Below are 16,513 nucleotides of genomic sequence, written 5' to 3' on the forward strand. Positions count from 1 at the left end.
CAACCCTCCGGCGCCGTCGTCCATCCCTCGCCATGATCAAACGTCGCTCGTTCCTCGTCGGCTCGCTCGCCGCGGCCGCGTCCACGACCTTCGGCTGCGCGTCCCAGCCGCCCCCGCCTCCCGCCGATCCTGCGGGGGCTGCGGGCGCGGGCGCGGCGCCTCCGCCCCCGACGAACCAGAAAAAGAGCCTGCTGATCCTCGGCGGCACGGGGTTCGTCGGGCCTGCCGTCGTCGATGCGGCGCGGGCGCGTGGGTTTTCGATCACCCTCTTCAATCGCGGCAAGACCCGCCCCGAGCTCTTCCCCGACATCGAAAAGCTCCGCGGCAACCGCGACCCGAACAAGGACGAGGGCCTCAAGGCCCTCGAAGGCCGGAGCTTCGACGCGGTCATCGACACCTCGGGCTACGTCCCGCGTATCGTCCGCGCCTCGGCCGAGCTGCTCTCGAAGAACGTCAAGCAATACATCTTCATCTCCAGCATCTCGGTCTACAAGGACACCTCGACGCCGAACATGGACGAGACCGCGGCGGTCGGGACCATGGCCGATCCCACCGTCGAGGCCATGGGCAAGGAGTTCGAGAATTACGGCCCCTTGAAGGCCCTCTGCGAGCAGGCCGCCGAAAAGGCCATGCCGGGCCGCGTCGCCAATGTGCGGCCCGGGTACATCGTCGGCCCGGGCGACGGAACGGATCGATTCACGTACTGGCCGCTCCGCGTCGCGAGGGGCGGCGAAATGCTCGTCCCCGGCTCGGCGAATGATCCCATTCAGGTGATCGACGTCCGCGATCTCGCCGAGTGGCTCGTGAAGCTCGTCGCGGACGGCACGAACGGCGTCTTCAATGCCACGGGCCCCGGCACGCCCCACACGATGGGGAGCGTGATCGAGGCGAGCAAAAAGGCCTCGCCGAAGAGCGACGTCAAGCTCACCTGGGTCCCGGCCTCGTGGCTGAAGACGAAAGAATCGGGCGGCGGCGAGCCGATCGATCTGCCGATCTGGGCGCCGGCCGAGGGCGAAACGGCGGGCTTCCACCGCGTCAGCGTCGCTCGTGCGCAGAAAGCAGGCCTCACGTTCCGCCCGCTCGACACGACCCTGACGGACCTCCTCGCCTGGTTCAACGCCTTGCCCGCGGAGCGCCAGGCCAAACGCCGCGCGGGCCTCTCGCCCGAGCGCGAGGCCGAGCTGCTCCGCGCGTTCCACGAAGAATCGAAAAAGAAATAGACCGCCTCAGCGCGGATCGAGCGCCTCGCAGACGGGGGGCTTCACGTCCGTGTTCCAGCGGAACGATTGAAGCCACTCGTCGAGCGTCCGCTGCGCCATCGGCTCCTTGAACGATTGCAAGAACACGAGCGACCCCGTCCCGCCGCAGATCGGGACCATCACGGCGCGCACGGAGACCGACGTATCGCCGATCGTCCACCATCGCTCCAGGCCGGCCCCGAGCGGCGTCGCCACGGGCCCGGTCCTCGCGGGCACCACGGGTTTTCCCTCCGCGCCCTTGGCGAGCCCGCCCGCGACGTCGGCGAAGAGTTTTTCCTGGAATCGTGGCGTCGTCACGAGGTCCGAGACGAACAGGGCCCCGCTGACGAGCACGTCGGGGCGGCTGATCCGGAGCTCGAGTCCCTCGTATCCGAGGACGGCATTCACGCCGAACGGGACGCGCCCGGCGACGCCAAGCCACCGGCTGAAATAGTCGTGCCCGACGAGCCACCCGCGCTCGCGCTGCGGCAAGGGCGCGCGCGGCGAGAGCTGGTAGGGGTGCACCACCGGCGGGCCCGCGGGCGCAGCGACCGGCGCATCGAGGATCTGCTTCGCGGCCGCCTCGGCGAGCGTCCCTGACAACCCACGGACCACGGCCACGCGGGTTTTCTCGGCGCGCACCACGATCCCGCCCTCGATCGACGTGGCCCCGAGCGACAGCGCGCGCAGGCAGCCGGGCTGCGATTCCATGGCCGCGACGAACTCTGCCGCGTCGCTCTCCGAATCCCACGCCGTGCTCCAGAGCAGCCCCACGCCGCCGTTCGGCGCCGCGACCAGCGTGTATCGATCGCCGCCCCAGCCCGCGGCCGCCGCCGCGGACAAGGGCGAACATCGATCGAGCACGACCCGCGTCTCCAGCTCGCCGAGCGTCCCTTCATCGAGCGTCCGGTATCCCTCGGGCGCCCGTGGCGCGGCCAGCACGACCGGCCGTTCCCCGGCGAGGTATTTTTCGGGGTGGATCACCTGCTCGGTCGAAACGGGCGGCGACACGAACATGCGATTGACGAGATCGAGCCCACCTGCGCGATAAAGCTCCGCGACCATGGCCGTGCCGGCGTGATACCGGAACAGGAGGCGCTCGCGCACGATGGGCAACGCGCGAAACAGCGCCGCGTCCCCGTCGCCCGCGACAAACCGCTCGGCCGGCACGTCGTGCATCACGTCGGCCGCCCTCCGCACCATGCGCTGGAACGGCACGCCACGCTCCGACGCGAGATACGCGAACATCGTGAGCATCGCGTCGCCTTCGAGCAACGACCCGTACGCGAGGACCTCGTCCGCGCCCATCGTCGCCTGCTTTTGCACATCCGGCCGGCCGAAACTCTGGTCCTGCAAGGCGTGCTCGATCTCGTGCGCGAGGATCGCCCGCTCCTTTTCGGCCTCGGCCTCGGTGCGCGGCCGCGACGCGCGCACCACGATGATCCGCTGTTCGTGATCGTAAAACCCGCGCACCTGCTCTTCGAGCACCTCGCGCGTGCTGCTCGGCGGCGCGTCGCCCGGCTTTCCGTTGGGCAGGAGATCAAATGCGAGGTGAAATGCCGTGCGCGCCTCGTTCTCGGCCGCCGCCGCCTTCCGTTCGGCTCGCGTGCGCAGCGCCGCGAGGAACGCCGGCTCGTCGAGCAAATACACCGGCACGGGCGCGCGCTGGGGCAATCCGCGCAGATGCGCGACCTCGGCGACGAGCGCCTGGATACGCTCCTGCGTGAGCGGCGCCGGAGGAGCGGGCGCAGCGGGGTTTGCCGGCGCAGGCGGCGGCGACCCTGCGCACCCGGCGAGAGCGAGGAGAAGGCCTACCGCCGCGGTTCTTTGACCTGGTCGATCACCCATCGCGCGATCTCCTTCGCCCCTGGGCCCCCGAAATGCATTCCATCCGGCCGGATCGGCTCGCCTTCACTCATGAGCGTGCATTGCCCGCCGGGGCAGAGGTGCGCCGCGAGGTCCAGCAGGTGGATCCGCGGCTCCCCTTGCACTGCCTTTTCGATCAGCGTGTTGTAGCAATCGACCTGCGCGTTCAGCGTCGGCTTTTGCCATCCGCCCACCGGATAAGGCACGCGCGCCACGTAGACCCGGCCGCCCTTGTCCGCGAGCATCGCGAGCTTGCCCCCGAGCTCCTTCGCATACGCCGCGTCCCAGCCCGGTTCGCAGATGTGCTGCCAGCGCCCCTCGACCTCCACCCGCGCGAAATACCCGCCGCCGAGCACCACCAGCGTCACGTCCGGGTGCATCTCGTCCACGTCGCTCCCCCAGCGCGCGTCGCAATCGCCGCCGTCGTGCGGCACGTTCGTCAACGAGCGCGTCGGCAGCGTCCCCTCCATGATGCTGCAATCGGGCGTACCCCGCTCGATCACGAAAGCCCCCGTGCCGCTCTGCACCGCTTTCATTCGCTCGCCGAGCGCCTGCGCCACGGAGTCGCCCACGATCAGGATCTTCACCGTGCCCGGCGCCACGGTTTCCGGCCACGGCAAGAGCTGCAGCCCGATCTGCATCACCCTCCGGCTCTGCGTGCCGACGAGCAGAGCGCCGATGCAGAGCGCCACCGACGACGAGAGCATCACCGCCGGTCGCCTGAACGGCGCGCCGCGCTTGCGGATCGGCTGCTCCAGGAAATGGTAGGAGATCAACGCCACTGCGAACGTCGCCGTATACCGCAGCGCCGAGAGCCCGATCCCGGACAAACCAATCCGCTCCGGCCGCAGCACCACGTAGATCGGCCAGTGCCAGAGGTAGAGCCCGTAACTCACGAGCCCCACCCACGCGAACGGGCGGAACGCGAGCGCCCGCGCCACGAGGCTCTGCTCGCCGTGCGCCGCGCAGGCGATGAGCACGAGCACGCAAAGCTCCGTCCCAAAAAATCCTCCGCGGTAGAGCAGCGGATTCTGCCCGTCGAGCTTTACCCAGGCGAGCGCGAGCCCGATCGCCGCGAGCACGCCGAGCCCATCGAGCGCCCGCACCACCTGCTTGTTCTTCGACGTCCCGCGTTCGGCCATCAGGCACGCGAGCGAGGCGCCGAGCAGGATGGCCACGCCGCGTGTATCCGTGCCCATGTAGGCCCGCGACGTGTCCGTCCGGTTGCCCAGCCAAACCATCGCCGCGCCCGAGACCACCACGAGCCCGAGCGACACGGCGAGCATCACGCGCCGCGAGCCCCGCGACAGGTAGAGCACGCCGAACGCGAGCAGCGGCCAGACGACGTAAAACTGTTCCTCGATCGCGAGGCTCCAGGTGTGTTCGAGCGGCGAGGGTACCTGGAACATGTCCCAGTAGCTCCGCCCCGAGAAAATCGCGCGCCAGTTCGCCACGTAGGCCAGCGTCGCGAGCCCGTCCTTGCGGATCCGATCGAGCTCTTCTGGCTTCGCGAGCTTTTGCGCATACGCCGCGACCACGGGCAGGAGCGCGAGGAGCGCCGGGAAGAGGCGGCGAGCGCGGCGAACCCAGAAAGCCTTGAGATCGATCGTCCCGGCCTTGGCCCACTCTGCGAGCAGCAGCGAGTGGATGAGGTATCCGGACAGGACGAAGAACAGGTCGACGCCGAGATACCCGCCGTCGAGCCTGCCATCGTGGAACAGGAGCACGCCGAGCACGGCGAGGCCTCGCAGGCCGTCGAGCGCGGGCAAATGCGGGATGGTGGCGCGGCGGAGCGGATTCGAGGTTTGTTCGAGGGCAGGCGGGCTCACGGGCAGCCCGGGAGATAGCGCATTCCGGGCGTCCCGGACATGAAGAATGTGCGGGTGACGTCAGTGAACGACGGCGGCGCCGTCGGGCATGCCCGCTTCCTCGGCTTCGGGCTGAGCGTCGGGCCTGCGGACGAGCCGGCCTGTGGGCACGAGCGTCGACGTGGAGTCGCGCAGCTCGCGGTAGTAATACTTTCGGAAAAACAGTGTCGGCGCGTCGGTCGCGACGGACGGCTCCTCGCCCGGCGGCGGCACCTCGGGCGGGTTCGAGGTTTCGAGCACCTCGCGATCCTCGCCGAGGATGTTGTTGAACTTCGTGGCGAACCAGGTGATGAGCTCCGCGCCGAGGAACGTCCGCGCCGAGATGAGCATCATCTTCGTGTGCGCCTCGTCGACCGGAATGCAATAGACCTGGATACACATCCGGCGCTTTGGCTCGTCCATGATGTGGAGCTCCATCGCGTTCGGCTTGCGCCACTTCAAAATCTGCTTCTCCTCCGCCTCGTAATCCCATTTTGCGTAAACGAGGCCGCCGAAGGGAGCAGGCTCGATGCGCATCTCGAGGGTCGTGTCCGGTCGGAGCTTTTTTCTGACGTCCTTGCCGATGCTCTTGCGGTGGATGTAAGGCAGATGCGGCGTATCGAGCATGTTCTCCATGGCCCGCGTCCAGTGCGTTTTCCAGACCTCCTGGGTGTACCCGACGTGCCACCCCGGCTCAATCAGCGCGGGCGGCGGCTCGGGCTCCGTGCCGGCGGGATCCGGGCCCGTGAAGATCCAGACGAGCCCGCCGATTTCCCGCACGGGGACGGCCGTCGCGCCATAACGCGCGCGTTTCTCCGGGGTGACGGTGTTCAGGGGAATCTTCGCGCAGGCGCCGTCCTTCTGGAAGGACCAGCCGTGAAAAGGACAGGCGATGCAGCCGTCCGCGTCGACCTGACCCAGCGAGAGCGCGACGCCGCGGTGCGGACATCGATCGAGGAGCGCGCCCACGCCGCCCTTTCCATCCCGGAAGAGGGCGATCGTCTCGCCGGCCACCTTCACCGAAAGCGGCTTCTTCCTGAGCTCTTTGGCCGTGATGACCGGAGTCCACACGTTGGCGAAGCTCTCGAACACGTTTGCCTCCTGTTTTGTTACACCAAATGTTCTAGAAAACAGGAGGCGGTTGTCAAGCCCTCGCTCGGCGAGATCGCGGGGGCCACGGCCGCGGAGGCACGCTCGCGGGCGAGATCCGTCGCCGCGAAGTACTCGGTGATCCACGTGGGAATGTCGCCCTCGCCCGGCGCGTGTGTGGTGCAGAAGAGGACACGCGTCGTCGCTTCGGTCTCGGGGAAACAGTAGAGCAGCGTGCGTTTTTCGGGCGTGCGCGGCGGGAGAAACAGCTCGACGCAGCCGGGCGCGCGAAACAAGAGCGCGGGCTCTTCGGGCGTGTCGCCGAGGGCCCATGTGAAGGGCAAGTTCGCCGGATCGAGCAAGGCCTCGATCACGCGCGTGAACGGCGCGGACCAGGTCTCGGCGTGAACTACGAGAGGCCGCACCGGATCGAGCGAAGGCAACGCCGGACCCTCGGCCGGGGCCTCGTGGCCCGTGAAGATCCAAACGAGCCCGAGGGCCTCGCGCGCGGGCAGGCGAGCTTGTAGCGTGATCACCTCGGGCAGCGCCGAGGACGCGTGATCGACACACGCCCCGGGCTCCCCGCGCTCATCGCGGAAGAGCAAGATCGGCTCCCCGGCGACCCGTACGCGTCTGGCTTCCTCCCGCAGATCCAGCGCAGGCAAGACTGGCGTCCAGACGTTCGCGAAGCCCTCGAACATGGAAGCCTCCATTTTATAGAACGGTGAGTCTAGGAAAATTCCCACGTTCGTCAAGCCGGCCAGGCCGGGCTCGTGCCTGCGGCTGCGCCCGAGTCTTGAACTGCAAGATGGATGTTCTAGAGTTCCGGACGACGAGATGGGCAGGCCCGCAGGATCACGCAACCCGGACTTCGAGGCGACGCGCGCGTCGCTCGTCGCGTCCGTGCAGAAGCGGCTCTCGGAGCCCGACGGCCCGCGGGCGAGCTTCCGCGAAATGGCGGCGGCCGCGGGGGTGAGCGTGGCGACGCTCCGGCACTATTTCGGCTCGCGCGAGGGCGTGGTGTCGGCGGTGCTCTCGCATTGGCACGAGCGCGGCCAGAGGTACATGCTGGAGGTCGCGACGGGCCCGCTCTTGCCCGTGCGCGCGTCGCTCCGAGGGTTTTTGTTTTATCTGGAGCTCGGCTTCCGGGCCGGCGTCGGGGAGGTGCACGCGATCGGCATCGCCTGCGGCCTGCGCGAGCCCACGCTCGGCCCGAAATACCTCTGCGAGGTGCTCGATCCGACGCTCGAATCCGTGGAGGCGCGGCTCGCCCGGCACGTGGCGCGGGGCGAACTTCGCGCGGGCGACGTGCGGCACATGGCGCTCGCGCTGGTCTCGCCGCCGCTGCTCGTCCTTTTGCATCAACACCCGCTCGGCGGGACGACAGCGCGCCCACTCGATTGGGACAAATTCGCCGACGAGCACCTCGACGCCTTCCTGCGCGCCTACGGTACGGGCCACGAGGCGCCGGCCGAGCCGGGCGCCGAGGCGTCCTTCGGCGGCGGCGGCGGGCCCCTGCCCCGAAAGCGCCCGCGCGGGCAACACGACGCCTGAGAAATCAGCGTTTGTCCGGGTGAATGCCGAGCGACGTGACCGTCTCCGGCGTCGCGGCCTCGACGAAGGCGCGCAGGCTCGCCGATTCCATGGGGAGATCGTCCATCCAGCGCCGCACGGTTCGGTCTTTTCCGGCCGTCACGAGGGAGCGGCCTCCCTCGGCGAACCGGACGGCGAGGACGTTGCCCTCGTGGCCTTCGAGCAGCCGGCTCTCGCCCGCTTCGAGGTCCCATAACCGCACGATGCCGTCCGCGCCCGCCGTCGCGAGTCGGCTGCCCTCGGGCGAGACGTCGAGCCCTTCGACGACGCCTCGATAGCCGCGCAAGACGTCGAGCAGCCGACCATCCACCGCGCTCCAGAGTTTTACATTGGCCTCGCCGCCGAGCGTCGCGAATCGCTTGCCGTCCGGGAAAAACACGAGCCGCGTGAGCCCTGTCCCCGCGGCGTCGATCACGTGGCGCAGGGCGCCCTGGGGCACGTCCCAAAGGCGCACGGAATGGTCCATTCCGCCGGACACGAGCAGGCCGCCGTCCGGGGAAAACACGAGCACGTGGACCGCGTCGTGGTGGCCGGCGAGGACCGTCTCCCGGCCCGTCGTACCTTCGCGCAAAACGACCCGGCCATCGGCGAAGGAATACGCGAGGCGCGCGCCGTCCGGGGAAAACGCGAGCGCGGTGGCCTCGGTCGAATGCCGCGCGAGGACCTTTCCCTCGCCGCCCTTCACGGGAAAACTCCGAAGGACCCCGTCCGCGCCGGCCGAGACGACGCGCGCGCCGTCGGGCGAAAACAGCACGCGATTTGCTGCGCCCTCGTGGGCGTCGAACGAGATCGCCGCGCCCTGCGTGCTGAAGATTCGCACGCGGCCGTCCGCGCCGGCCGAGGCGATGGCCGTGCCGTCGGGGGAAAACGCGACATCATGCACGTCGCCCGCGTGCTGGCCGAGCGTCCGCGGGGTGCCGTCCGCGAGGTTTGTCCAAACGACCATCCCGTCGGCGCCGCCCGAGGCGATACATGCTCCGTCGGGGGAGATGGCGATCACGCGCGCCGCGCGCTCGTGCACGGCCATGACACGGTCGCGCAAGGCTTCGAGCGAATAGACGCGCAGGCTGTTGTCGTAACTCGCGACGAGCGCACGTTTGCCGTCGCGGGAAAACTCGACATCCGAGATCGAGTCGTTCGGGCCACGCAAGGTGCGCGACATGCCGGAGGCCACGTCCCACACCCGCGCCGTCTGGTCGGCGGCGCCCGTCATCAAGGTCTTTCCATCCGGAGACACGGCCACGGTATAGACCGATCCTTCGTGTCCCCTGAGCACGCGCGCCTCGCCCGTGTGGACGTCCCAGATTCGCACGGTACGGTCGAGTCCCGACGACACGAGGCGGGAAGAATCCGGGAGAAATACGACGGCTCGCACCTTCCCGGTATGACCTTCGAGGCGCCTCGACACACCCGTCGCAATGTCCCACAACCGAACGGTGCCTTTTTGATCACCCGTGGCCACGAGGGCACCGTCGGGGGAGAACGTGAGCGCCTCCGGCTCGTGCGCCTCGCCCGCGAAGTGGCGCTCGGTCCCGGCGTCGACATCCAAAAGAACGAGCGAGCCTGCCGAGACGAAGGCGAGGGTGCGTTCGTCCGGGGAGATGGCGAGCTTTCGCTCCGCGCTGCCCGCAGGCCACACGGGTTTGCATTTCCCCGAGGCGATGTCCCACAAGCAGACCGAGCCGTCGCGGCCCCGGGAGGCCATGCGCTGCCCGTCCCGGAAATAATGAATCGCGCCGAGCGGCGCCGCGTGTCCCGCGAGGACCTTGGTTTCGCTCGTCTTCACGCTCCAGAGCCGCACCGTGGTGTCTTTGCTCCGGCTCGCGAGCCATGCGCCGTCCGGCGAGAATGCCGCTTCCCAGACCTCGTCGGTATGCCCTTCGAGCACGCGCGCTTGGGCCGTGGTCAGGTCCCAGAGGCGGACGGTTCGGTCGTCGCTCGACGAGGCCACGAACCGGCCCTCCGGCGAAAACGACGCGCGGTTGATGCCCGCCGCGTGCCCACGCAGCAGCATCGGGACGCCCTTCGCAATGGCGTCCGCCGCCACGAGCCGCTTGCGCCGGTGCCCCCGGAACGAAGACGACAATGTCTTGAGCCAGGCCAGCGCTTCGAGGGGATCCCGCGAAGCCGCCGCGCGCGCCTCGACGAGCGTGAGCGTATCGGCGCGCTCCGATTCTCGCCGCTCGGCCTCCGCGGCCCTATCGCGCTCGCGCCGCGCCTCGTCACGCGCGTCGAGGACCCTCCCGACGGCGAGCGCGCCCGTGACCGCGAGCGCGGTGAGCGCGGCGAACGCCATGAGAAGCGTCGCGCGATGGCGACGGGCGAACCGGAGGAGCCGCTCGCGGGCCGAATAATGGTGCGCCTGGACAATCTGCCCCGTCTGGAACCGGCGCAGATCCGCGGCGAGCTCCCCGGCCGTCCGATATCGCTCGGCCTTCGCGCGTGCCATGGCCTTTTGCACGATCGTCACGAGGTCGCGCGGCACGCCCGGCTGGAGTTTTTCGATGGGCACCGGCGGCTCGCGGAGCACGCACCGGACGATCTCCATTGGGTATTGGCCTTCGTAGGAGGCTTTTCCCGCCAGCAGATGATAGAGAATGGCGCCGATCGCATACACGTCGGCGCGCTCGTCCACGCTGCGCCCCGCCGCCTGCTCGGGCGGCATGTACGCGGGCGTGCCCATGACCACGCCGAGCACGGTGAGCGCCATCGATCCCGGCGAGGACGGCGACGACGATCGCTGCGGCGGCAGCGACGAGGTACGTGACGGCTCGGGGGATTCCTCGTCGAGGTCCTTCGCGAGCCCCCAATCGATGACCACGGTCTCGCCGAACGGACCGAGCAAGATGTTTTGCGGCTTGAGGTCGCGATGAATGATGCGCTCGTTGTGCGCATACGCCATCGCCTCGGCGACCGCGAGCACGTGGGGGAGCAGGACGAGGCGCTGATCGAGCGTGCTCGCCTCCTCGATGAAATGGTCGAGCGAGCGCCCGGAGACGAGCTTCATCGCGAAAAATGGCTCGCCCGAGGGCCAGACGCCCGCCTCGTAGAGCGGAACGATCGAGGGGTGTTGCAGCCGCGCCGTGATCCGCGCCTCGCGAATGAAGCGCTCCTCGGTCTGAGGATCCCGCGTGATGAGCTCCTTCAGCGCGACGGGGCGATCGAGGTGCGTGTCGTACGCCCGCAGAATCCGGCCAATGCCGCCTTTCGTGACCTCCGATTCCACCGCGTACGTCTCCGGATCGACGACGCGCATTCGCCGCGCGGCGGCGCTCTCCGGGGCCTCCTCGTCCTCAGCCTCGTCCCTCCCGGTGCGCGCGATGAGCGTCTCCATCGGGGGCGTAGGCAGCGTTTCGCCGAGCGTGCCGGGCCGGACACGTCTCCCCTCCGCGGGATCGAGCGTCGCGGCTTCGAGCGGGGAGGGGAGCGTGCGTCCGGCGGTCACGGCCAATGGAAGAGCGCGCGGCTCGCAAATCCCAGGGTGACGCTCGCCATGTTCGCGGCGAACGCCCACCCGAGCGTCTTTTTCTTACCAATGAACCGGAAATATCCGGCCTCCGCGGTCACGGCGAACGTCTCGGCGATGACCACCATGATCCAGTATCGCGGTGTCTGCGAGATCCATAACGATGGATGAGGCGCGAACACGGCGAGGTAGAAGCGCTCCCACAGGTTCGGAATGACGAACCAGACGATCGGGTGCGTCAGCGCGCTCGCGCCGAATGCCTCATACACGCGGACGCGGAGCCCGTAGACGTAAATGGGGATCTCGACGACCTGCGTGAAGACGAATGCCCAGAACCAGGCCACCCCTCACCCCGCCGGACGCGCGCGGCGTTTTGCCCGACAGAACGCGAGCGCGGCCAGGGCGACGGTGATCCCGAGCGGAGCCCCTTCGTTCGAGCTTCCCACCGCCGCCACAGAGCAGCCCTTTTTCTCGGCCACGGTCACGGTCGCGGCGGACGGCTGCGGGCCCGCGGTCTTTGTTTCCGGTGCCGGCGGGGTCGGCGTCTTTGCTTCGGTCGTTTGCGGGGCTGGGGCTTTTGCGCCCACCACGCAGCGGAGCAGCTCTCGACCTCGGAGGTCCTTCACGCCGGTGCACGTGCCGGCGGCGCCTGCGGGATCGGCGCACGCATCCCCGGCGGCCTTGTTGTAACAGCTCTCTTCCAGCGGCCCGACCTCGTCGGCGGCCGCGGAGGCGGGCCCGACGAGCGCGGCGACCGCGAGGAGAACGCCGGAAAGACGGCGCGGGAGGGAGGGTTTGTCCTGGGAAATGGGGGCGCGCATCAAGAACACCTCGCTCCTCCGCCTGGCGAAGTCAAGGGCGACGGGGCGCGCGCGGCGAAGCGGTGGAGGGCCGCGCACCCAAGGCCGGATCGAGCGCGCGATTCTTCCCCTCGACATCCGGCGCGATCGGGCGGCAGAATGGCGCCCATGTCTCGATGGGTCGCTTGCGCCGCGATCGTCCTCGGCCTCGTCTCGGGTCCGCTCGCGCATGCGGGCGAGCAGGAGAACGTCTCGAAGGCGCGCGAGATCGCGCTCTCGGCCTCCGATGATCTCGACGCGAAGCGGTTCGCCGAGGCGCTCGAGAAGGTCACGCAGGCCGAGGCGCTCTACCACGCGCCGACGCACTTGCTCATGCGCGCCGAGGCGCTCGAAGGCCTCGGCCGGCTCGCCGAGGCGCTCGAGACCTACGAGCGTCTCGCCGCCGAGCCGCTCGGCCCGACGTCGCCGCCTGCGTTTCGCAAGGCGCGCGAGGAGGGCAGCAAACGAGAACGAGCGCTGCTCGCGCGCGTGCCGTCGCTGCTCGTCGTGGTCACGGGCGCCGCGACGGAAGACGTGAAGGCGACGGTTGACGACAAACCCCTCGCGCTCGGGACCGGCATGGCGACGCGGTTCGATCCGGGCAAACACGTGCTGCGCGTCGAGGCGAGCGGGTTCTCCCCGGTGGAGCGGACGATCGAGCTCGATGAGCGCGGAGGCGTGATCAAGGTCCCCGTGCACCTCGAAGTCGCGAGCGCGCGGCCCGTGCGCGACGAGAAGGTGGACGTGATCGCGCCGAAGCCCGCGCCCTCGGGTCGGACGCTTTTCGTGCCGGCGATGGCGGCCTTCGGCGTGGGCGCGGCCTCGCTCGTGGCGGGCGCGGTGACGGGCGTGATGTCGCTCGGGCGCGTGGGCGAGCTCGAAGAGCTCTGCACGTCGGAAGGCCGGTGCCCGCCGTCGGCGCAAGGCCACATTGACGAGGCGGGTACGCTTGGCAATGTCTCCACGGCGATGTTCGTCGTGGGGGGCGCGGCGGCCGCGGCCGGCGTGGTGTTGCTCGTCATGGGCAAACCAAAGGGCCCACCGGCCGTGGGGCACGTCGAGGTCGTGCCCTGGGCCGGGCCTCTTTCCGCGGGGATCCGGGGGACGTTCTGATGGGACGAACCTTTCGTGTGGGGCTTTTCGGGACGCTGGCCCTGGCCGCCTTTGCCGGGCTTGCCTCACCGGCTTGCAATGCGATCACCGGGCTCGATCGATTCGAGGTGGATCCGGTCCTCGGGAGCGGGGCCGCGGGCGGGGTCGGGCAGACGTGCTCGACCGAGCTCGATTGTCCGGGTGAGACGAACGAATGCCAGACACGCGCCTGCGTCGCAGGCCGTTGCGAGCTCTCGATGCTTCCGGAGGGCGCCCCCGCGCAGGGGCAAACCCCCGGCGATTGCATGCGGACCGAGTGCGACGCGGAGGGGCAGACGCGCACGGTCGTGGATACGAGCGACGCCCCCGGCAATGGGTTCGAATGCACCGTAGGGGAATGCAGCCCCGAGGGCGAGCCGTCGATCTCGCCGCGGAAGCAGGGCTCCGCGTGCACGCAGGGCGGCGGCGCCGTATGTGACGGCAGCGGCAAGTGCGTCGAGTGCAACTTCAGCTCGGATTGCAGCGGCGGCGGCCCCTGCTCGGCCGGCCTCTGCGTGCCGCCCGAGTGCACCGACGGCTCGAAGAACGGCGACGAGAGCGACATCGATTGCGGCGGCCCGGTATGTCCGCCCTGCGGCACGGGCAAGGGGTGTACGGCGATCGCCGATTGCGAGAGCAAGGTTTGCATCGCCGGCGTGTGCCAGTCGCCGACGTGCAGCGACGGCGTGCACAACGCGACGGAGACGGACGCCGATTGCGGCGGCGGCGACTGCCCCGATTGCCAGGACGGCAAGAGCTGCCTCATCGCTTCCGATTGCGTGAGTGGCGTCTGCACGGCCGGCGTGTGCCAGGCGCCGACGTGCAGCGACGCCGTGAAGAACGGCGCGGAGACGGACGTCGATTGTGGCGGCGTGGGCTGCGCCCCGTGCGCGAGCGGCAAGACCTGCGCCGTGCACGTCGATTGCGCGAGCGAGGCTTGTCTCGGTGGGACGTGCGCCTCGATCGTGCAGATTTCCGCGGGAAGCACGAATGCATGTGTGCTCCTCGGCGACGGGACGGTCCGTTGCTGGGGCGCGAACACGCAGGGGCAGATCGGGGACGGCACGGTCGTGGAGAAGCTCTCCCCGACCCCCGTGTCCGGGCTCTCCGGCGTCACGCAGATCTCGGTCGGCTCGAATCGGGTCGACACGCAGGGCACGCACGCCTGCGCCCGGACGGGCGACGGCAAGGTCTCGTGCTGGGGCCGCAACGCGACGGGGCAGATCGGGAATGGCTCGACGGCCGCCGCGACGACGCCGAAGGCCGTCAATTTGACGAACGTGGTCCAGGTGGCGGCGGGCGGCCGTCATACCTGCGCGCGCCTCATGACCGGCACGGTGCGGTGCTGGGGGGCGGGCACGGCGGGGCAACTCGGTAATAACGTCGCGGAAAACCGGACCACGCCCACGGGCGATCTGGCGAACGTGACGGCGACCGCGCTCGCCGCGGGGGACATGCACAATTGCGCGGTCCTTCAATCGGGCGAGGTGCGGTGCTGGGGCGACGGCAGCGACGGGCAGCTCGGCTCGGGCGTCGCGGACCGGTTGGTCCCGACGCTCGTGCCGAATTTGACCGGCATCAGCCAGGTGTCCGCGGGCAATCGATTCACGTGTGTCGTGTCGGCCGGCGGCACGGCGCTCCGTTGCATGGGCGAGAATGCCGGAGGTCAGCTCGGGATCGGCAATACCACGCAACAAAACGCGCCGGCGCTCGTCCCGGGGCTCATGGACATCACGGGGCTCTCGCTCGGCACGGACGCCACGCTGGGCGGCCATTCCTGCGTGGTGCTCGCGGGCGGCGGGCTGCGCTGCTTCGGCGCGAACACGCGCGGCGAGCTCGGCACGGGGGACAAGACGAACCAATCGACGCCGCAGATGATCAACGTCCCGCCCGTCGCCGAGGTCGCGCTCGGCTTGCAGTTCACCTGCGTGCGCCTCGTGAGCGGGCCCGTGCGTTGCTGGGGTCGCAATGACCTCGGCCAGCTCGGGACCGGCGCAAAAGGCGCCGATCAGACGGCCCCCGTGCCCGTGGTTTTCCCGTGAAGATGTGGTCGCCGCCCACGCAGGTCGCAAAGCCCGCCCCCGGTCTGGTGATCGCCGGAAAGGTTCGTCTCGACAAGCTCCTCGGAAAGGGGGGCATGGGCTCGGTCTGGGTGGGCACGCACCTCGACCTCGACATCCCGGTCGCCGTGAAATTCATGACGGGCTCGGCCGATGCGGCGCTTTCGCGATTCCAGCGGGAGGCCCGCGCGGCCGCGCAGATCCGCTCCTCGAACGTGGTGAAGATCCACGATTACGGGATCGACCAGGGGTTGCCGTACATCGTGATGGAGCTGCTCGAAGGGGAAGACCTCGCGGCGCGGATTCGTCGCGCGGGGCGGCTCTCGCTCGTGGACGCGGAGAAGATCCTGATTCCGGTCGCCCGCGGGCTCGAGCGCGCGCACGAGGCGAAGCTCGTGCACCGCGACCTCAAGCCGGAGAACGTGTTCCTCGTGCGCGAGGGCGACGAGGAGATCCCCAAGATCCTCGATTTTGGCATCGCGAAGACGCTCGCCGTAGCCGAGGAGGCGAAGGACGTCACGGAGGAGGGCGCGGTCCTCGGCACGCCCTACTATTTGAGCCCCGAGCAGGCGCGAGGGAAGACCGATATCGACCACCGCGCGGATCTCTGGTCGCTCGGGGTGATCCTGTTCCGCATGGTGACGGGCCGGCGGCCCTTCGAGGCGAATGCACTCGGTGATATGATCGTGCGGATCTGCATGGATCCCGTCCCGCGCGTCGTTATGATCGATCCGACCTTGCCTCCCGAGCTCGACGCCTTCTTCGAGCGCGCGCTCGCCAAGGATCCGGCCATGCGATTCTTCTCGGCCCGCGAATTCGCGCGCGCGTTCTCCGACGTGGTGCGCCTCGCCGCGCCGGGGGCCGCGTTCGGGCCGAATTCCGTGCCGCCGCCTCGTTCGTTTGACGGCGCATTCGATGCGTCCGGCGGCTTCTTGGCCTCGCATACGGGCCGGACGGGCCCGCTGGGCGCGACGGGTCCGAGTACGCTCGGCCCCGCGGCGAACATTTCGATCGTCCAGGCGCCGGCCCCGAGCAGCGGGCGCGGCCTTCTCATCGGCGCCATGGCCGTCGTCGTGTTGCTTCTCTTCGGCGTGGGCGCGGCGTTCATGATGTTCGGGGGCAAATCGGCGCCGACCGCGGCGACGGGTTCGTCGAACACGACCATGGCCCCCGCAGCGGCGCCGCCGCCTGCGATTTCCACGGGCGCCCCGCGCGAGCCTGCGGCCGAGCCTGCGAAGGAGGTCGTGCTCGACGAGGAGAGCGCCGCGCCCGCCGTCTCGGCTTCGGCCGCGCCGGGGCCCCTGCCCGCGAGCGACGCAAAGACCACCAAACCACTGCCTTCCGCGACGACGAAAAAGACGCGCGACCTCGGGTATTGAGAGAC

At 69.3% G+C, this 16,513-nt stretch carries 12 protein-coding genes; 5 read left to right on the forward strand and 7 right to left on the reverse strand.

What is annotated here, in order from left to right:
* The first annotated feature begins 32 nt into the window (after positions 1-32).
* On the forward strand, positions 33-1,220 hold the full coding sequence (locus tag QHF89_RS14860) for an NAD-dependent epimerase/dehydratase family protein (RefSeq protein WP_136966861.1): 1,188 nt from the start codon (positions 33-35) through the stop codon (positions 1,218-1,220).
* Between the two features lie 6 nt (positions 1,221-1,226).
* On the opposite strand, the gene QHF89_RS14865 is transcribed toward QHF89_RS14860, so the two are convergent.
* From QHF89_RS14865 to QHF89_RS14880, 4 genes are read right to left on the reverse strand one after another with little or no spacing between them, the layout of a single operon-like run.
* Positions 1,227-3,086, reverse strand: a complete 1,860-nt coding sequence (locus QHF89_RS14865; protein WP_136966862.1) for a hypothetical protein — start codon at positions 3,084-3,086, stop codon at positions 1,227-1,229.
* Positions 3,050-4,933, reverse strand: coding sequence for an acyltransferase family protein (locus QHF89_RS14870; protein ID WP_284720494.1), 1,884 nt, complete (start codon positions 4,931-4,933; stop codon positions 3,050-3,052). The genes QHF89_RS14865 and QHF89_RS14870 overlap by 37 nt, the downstream gene beginning before the upstream one ends.
* A gap of 60 nt (positions 4,934-4,993) precedes the next feature.
* A complete protein-coding gene (locus QHF89_RS14875) occupies positions 4,994-6,043 on the reverse strand; it encodes a Rieske 2Fe-2S domain-containing protein (RefSeq protein ID WP_284720495.1) in 1,050 nt (349 codons plus the stop codon).
* 17 nt (positions 6,044-6,060) lie between these two features.
* A complete protein-coding gene (locus tag QHF89_RS14880; RefSeq protein ID WP_284720496.1) occupies positions 6,061-6,741 on the reverse strand; it encodes a hypothetical protein in 681 nt (226 codons plus the stop codon).
* 136 nt (positions 6,742-6,877) lie between these two features.
* Between QHF89_RS14880 and QHF89_RS14885 the strand changes: the two genes are divergently transcribed.
* On the forward strand, positions 6,878-7,594 hold the full coding sequence (locus tag QHF89_RS14885) for a TetR/AcrR family transcriptional regulator (protein WP_136966865.1): 717 nt from the start codon (positions 6,878-6,880) through the stop codon (positions 7,592-7,594).
* A gap of 4 nt (positions 7,595-7,598) precedes the next feature.
* Here the strand turns inward: QHF89_RS14885 and QHF89_RS14890 are convergent, their stop codons facing one another.
* Genes QHF89_RS14890 through QHF89_RS14900 form a run of 3 tightly spaced genes read right to left on the reverse strand, consistent with a single transcriptional unit; the run spans position 7,599 to position 11,920 of the window.
* Positions 7,599-11,078: a protein kinase domain-containing protein gene (locus QHF89_RS14890; protein ID WP_136966866.1), complete on the reverse strand. Its 3,480-nt coding sequence runs from the start codon at positions 11,076-11,078 to the stop codon at positions 7,599-7,601.
* Positions 11,075-11,443 (reverse strand): hypothetical protein, encoded by a 369-nt coding sequence (locus tag QHF89_RS14895; RefSeq protein WP_136966867.1) that lies wholly within the window; start codon positions 11,441-11,443, stop codon positions 11,075-11,077. Before QHF89_RS14895 ends, QHF89_RS14890 begins: the two co-directional genes overlap by 4 nt.
* A gap of 3 nt (positions 11,444-11,446) precedes the next feature.
* On the reverse strand, positions 11,447-11,920 hold the full coding sequence (locus QHF89_RS14900) for a hypothetical protein (RefSeq protein WP_136928686.1): 474 nt from the start codon (positions 11,918-11,920) through the stop codon (positions 11,447-11,449).
* Between the two features lie 147 nt (positions 11,921-12,067).
* Here QHF89_RS14900 and QHF89_RS14905 point away from each other — a divergent pair, with 147 nt between their 5' ends.
* Genes QHF89_RS14905 through QHF89_RS14915 form a run of 3 tightly spaced genes read left to right on the forward strand, consistent with a single transcriptional unit; the run spans position 12,068 to position 16,508 of the window.
* The gene (locus tag QHF89_RS14905; RefSeq protein ID WP_136966868.1) at positions 12,068-13,051 is read left to right on the forward strand and encodes a PEGA domain-containing protein; all 984 of its coding nucleotides are present in this window, start codon (positions 12,068-12,070) and stop codon (positions 13,049-13,051) included.
* Positions 13,051-15,111: an RCC1 domain-containing protein gene (locus QHF89_RS14910; protein WP_136966869.1), complete on the forward strand. Its 2,061-nt coding sequence runs from the start codon at positions 13,051-13,053 to the stop codon at positions 15,109-15,111. Before QHF89_RS14905 ends, QHF89_RS14910 begins: the two co-directional genes overlap by 1 nt.
* 2 nt (positions 15,112-15,113) lie before the next feature.
* Positions 15,114-16,508 carry a serine/threonine-protein kinase gene (locus QHF89_RS14915; RefSeq protein WP_284720512.1) on the forward strand — a complete coding sequence of 465 codons (1,395 nt, stop codon included), beginning with the start codon at positions 15,114-15,116 and terminating at the stop codon, positions 16,506-16,508.
* Positions 16,509-16,513: the final 5 nt, after the last annotated feature.

The sequence above is a fragment of the Polyangium sorediatum genome (genome assembly GCF_029946465.1).
Taxonomy (GTDB): domain Bacteria; phylum Myxococcota_A; class Polyangia; order Polyangiales; family Polyangiaceae; genus Polyangium; species Polyangium fumosum.

Bases quoted from the DNA above. Each gene is read 5' to 3' on its own strand.
- QHF89_RS14860 (WP_136966861.1), top strand. From the start codon at position 33: ATGATCAAACGTCGCTCGTTCCTCGTCGGCTCGCTCGCCGCGGCCGCG.
- QHF89_RS14865 (WP_136966862.1), bottom strand. From the start codon at position 3,086: ATGGGTGATCGACCAGGTCAAAGAACCGCGGCGGTAGGCCTTCTCCTC.
- QHF89_RS14880 (WP_284720496.1), bottom strand. From the start codon at position 6,741: ATGTTCGAGGGCTTCGCGAACGTCTGGACGCCAGTCTTGCCTGCGCTG.
- QHF89_RS14885 (WP_136966865.1), top strand. From the start codon at position 6,878: ATGGGCAGGCCCGCAGGATCACGCAACCCGGACTTCGAGGCGACGCGC.
- QHF89_RS14900 (WP_136928686.1), bottom strand. From the start codon at position 11,920: ATGCGCGCCCCCATTTCCCAGGACAAACCCTCCCTCCCGCGCCGTCTT.
- QHF89_RS14905 (WP_136966868.1), top strand. From the start codon at position 12,068: ATGTCTCGATGGGTCGCTTGCGCCGCGATCGTCCTCGGCCTCGTCTCG.
- QHF89_RS14910 (WP_136966869.1), top strand. From the start codon at position 13,051: ATGGGACGAACCTTTCGTGTGGGGCTTTTCGGGACGCTGGCCCTGGCC.
- QHF89_RS14915 (WP_284720512.1), top strand. From the start codon at position 15,114: ATGTGGTCGCCGCCCACGCAGGTCGCAAAGCCCGCCCCCGGTCTGGTG.